This window comes from Kribbibacterium absianum (assembly GCF_030067705.1).
GTDB lineage: Bacteria > Actinomycetota > Coriobacteriia > Coriobacteriales > Atopobiaceae > Kribbibacterium > Kribbibacterium absianum.
The window spans coordinates 1-1,966 of sequence record NZ_JASJEX010000006.1 but is presented as its reverse complement, the minus strand read 5'-3'; the positions used below and the strand labels follow the sequence as shown (position 1 = coordinate 1,966).

2 rRNA genes (1 of these 2 cut by a window edge) are annotated in these 1,966 nt (G+C 67.1%); both read left to right on the top strand.

From position 1 onward, the window contains the following. Positions 1–1,688 (top strand): 23S ribosomal RNA (locus tag QJ043_RS09745) (it extends 1,363 nt beyond the left edge of the window). 143 nt (positions 1,689–1,831) lie between these two features. Then, positions 1,832–1,947: ribosomal RNA gene (gene rrf / locus QJ043_RS09740) — 5S ribosomal RNA — on the top strand. Positions 1,948–1,966: the final 19 nt, after the last annotated feature.

Genomic DNA, 1,966 nt, shown 5'->3' with positions numbered 1-1,966 from the left:
GGGGGGGCGAAGCGGCCGGGCGACCGGCCGTGGACCGCCTGGGAGCGAGAATGCTGGCATGAGTAACGAGAGCGGCGTGGGAAACGCCGCCGCCGTGAACCCAAGGTTTCCTGGGCGACGCTAATCGTCCCAGGGTCAGTCGGGGGCTAAGGCGAGGCCGGAGGGCGTAGCCGATGCATAGCGGGCAGACATTCCCGCACCGCCGGCGCGGCGCTATCAGCCACAGGGCGACGGAGGAGGGCAGCTCGACGGGGTTCTGGACGTCCCCGCGATGCCCCGTAGGCCGCCCGCGGCGAAAGCCGCGGGCCGAAGGCCGAGGGGGCGGACGAAGCGACTTAGCGAAGCGAGTGATCCCACGCTCCCCAGAAAAGCCCCGACGGCGAGCCGCGCAGGCGCCCGTACCGCAAACCGACACAGGTGGGTGGGTAGAACATACCGAGGCGATCGGGTCAACCATGGTCAAGGAACTCGGCAAAATGGCCCCGTAACTTCGGGAGAAGGGGCGCTCACTGCCGTGACAGGGTTCCACCCCTCGAGCGGCGGTGAGCCGCAGTGAAGAGGCCCAAGCGACTGTTTACCAAAAACACAGGACTCTGCCAAGCCGAAAGGCGACGCATAGGGTCTGACGCCTGCCCGGTGCCGGAAGGTCACGAGGAGCCGTCAGCGCGAGCGAAGCGGCGAATCCAAGCCCCGGTAAACGGCGGCCGTAACTATAACGGTCCTAAGGTAGCGAAATTCCTTGTCGGGTAAGTTCCGACCTGCACGAAAGGCGCAACGACTTGGGCGCTGTCTCGACCATGGACCCGGTGAAATTGCACTGGCCGTGAAGATGCGGCTTACCCGCGGAAGGACGGAGAGACCCCGTGAACCTTTACTGCAGCTAGGCATTGGCCGCCGGTCCGACGTGTAGAGGATAGGTGGGAGCCCGGGAACCGGGAGCGCCAGCTCCCGGGGAGGCGCCCTTGGAATACCACCCTCGCCGTTCTGGCGTCCTAACCGCGACCCCTGGAGCGGGGCGCGGGACCGTGCCTGGTGGGTAGTTTGACTGGGGCGGTCGCCTCCCAAAGCGTAACGGAGGCGCGCAAAGGTCCGCTCGGGACGGTCGGCAACCGTCCTTTTGAGTGCAAGAGCGTAAGCGGGCCCGACTGCGAGGCTGACACGCCGAGCAGGTGCGAAAGCAGGCTCTAGTGATCCGGCGGCCCCGAGTGGTAGGGCCGTCGCTCAACGGATAAAAGGTACTCCGGGGATAACAGGCTGATCTTCCCCAAGAGTCCACATCGACGGGAAGGTTTGGCACCTCGATGTCGGCTCATCGCATCCTGGGGCTGGAGCAGGTCCCAAGGGTATGGCTGTTCGCCATTCAAAGCGGTACGCGAGCTGGGTTCAGAACGTCGTGAGACAGTTCGGTCCCTATCCTCCGCGGGCGCAGGAGAACTGAAGGAGGCTGCCCCCAGTACGAGAGGACCGGGGTGGACGGACCTCCGGTGTGCGGGTTGTCGACCAACGGCACCGCCCGGTAGCCGCGTCCGGTTCCGATAACCGCTGAAGGCATCTAAGCGGGAAGCGGGTCCTGAGATTGGTTCTCCCTTCGGTAAGGCCCCTCGTAGACCACGAGGTCGATAGGCCGCAGCTGGAAGCGCCGCGAGGCGCGCAGGCGAGCGGTACTAATAGGCCGAGCTCTTACCTCCCCCTTCCCCTCGCGGGAGGGGCGCGGGGTCGAACGATCGCTCGCTGCCGGGCCTCCGGCTGCGGCGGGGCCTTCCAACGTGCGCGCTGTGCGGCCCCCAGGGCACGGGGGAGAGGCACCCCCCGCGCGGAGCGTCCCGCGCGGGCCGGCGGCAATGGCGGGGGTGGCACACCCGGTCCCATGCCGAACCCGGAAGTTAAGGCCCCGAGCGCCGATGGTACTGCAGCGTCAGGCTGTGGGAGAGCAGGGCGCCGCCGGCCCGCGAGGGACGCTTCGAAG